Origin of the sequence: Gluconacetobacter liquefaciens, assembly GCF_003350405.1 — a bacterium.
GTDB lineage: Bacteria > Pseudomonadota > Alphaproteobacteria > Acetobacterales > Acetobacteraceae > Gluconacetobacter > Gluconacetobacter liquefaciens.
Genome location: NZ_QQAW01000031.1, coordinates 1 through 1,037, shown reverse-complemented (window position 1 = coordinate 1,037; position 1,037 = coordinate 1). Strand labels below are relative to the sequence as shown.

The 1,037-nt window shown below is 66.4% G+C and carries 1 protein-coding gene; it reads right to left on the bottom strand.

Annotated features, from left to right (window positions below; genetic code table 11):
- On the bottom strand, nt 1-1,037 hold a 1,037-nt coding region (locus tag C7453_RS19045; RefSeq protein WP_170143290.1), incomplete at both ends, for an MBG-2 domain-containing protein.

Here is a 1,037-nt window from a genome sequence, read left to right as displayed (position 1 = left end):
GGCTGGTAGGTCACGGCGTAGTTCGCCAGGCCGCTGCCCTGCGCGGCGGAGGCCGTGATGTCATAGTTGCCGACAGCACTCCTGCCGGTCGCCGCCGTTGCCAGCGTCACTCCGGAAAGCGTATCGCCATTGACCAGACCGGTAACGCTGTAGGCCGAACCATCGAGGCTGGGCGCCTGCCCGTAGGTGCTGGACTGGTTCAGCGCCGTTACCGTCAGTGCGGCCGGGTCGATGGTCAGCGTTCCCGGCTGGTAGGTCACGGCGTAGTTTGACAGCCCGCTGCCCTGCGCGGCGGAGGCTGTGATGTCATAGTTGCCGACGGCACTCTTGCCGGTCGCCGCCGTTGCCAGCGTCACTCCGGAAACCGTATCGCCATTCACCAGGCCGCTGGTGCTGTAAGCCGAGGTGCCAAGGTCGGGCGCCTGCCCGTAGGTGCTGGACTGGTTCAGCGCCGTTACCGTCAGTGCGGCCGGGTCGATGGTCAGCGTTCCCGGCTGGTAGGTCACGGCGTAGTTTGACAGCCCGCTGCCCTGCGCGGCGGAGGCTGTGATGTCATAGTTGCCGACGGCACTCTTGCCGGTCGCCGCCGTTGCCAGCGTCACTCCGGAAACCGTATCGCCATTCACCAGGCCGCTGGTGCTGTAAGCCGAGGTGCCAAGGTCGGGCGCCTGCCCGTAGGTGCTAGACTGGTTCAGCGCCGTTACCGTCAGTGCGGCCGGGTCGATGGTCAGCGTTCCCGGCTGGTAGGTCACGGCGTAGTTGGACAGCCCGCTGCCCTGCGCGGCGGAGGCTGTGATGTCATAGTTGCCGACAGCACTCTTGCCGGTCGCCGCCGTTGCCAGCGTCACTCCGGAAACCGTATCGCCATTCACCAAGCCGCTGGTGCTGTAAGCCGAGGTGCCAAGGTCGGGCACCTGCCCGTAGGTGCTGGTCTGGTTCAGCGCCGTTACCGTCAGTGCGGCCGGATCGATGGTCAGGGTGCCGGGCTGGTAGGCGATGGTATAGTTTGCCGGGGCGGAACTGGCCGCACCGGAAGC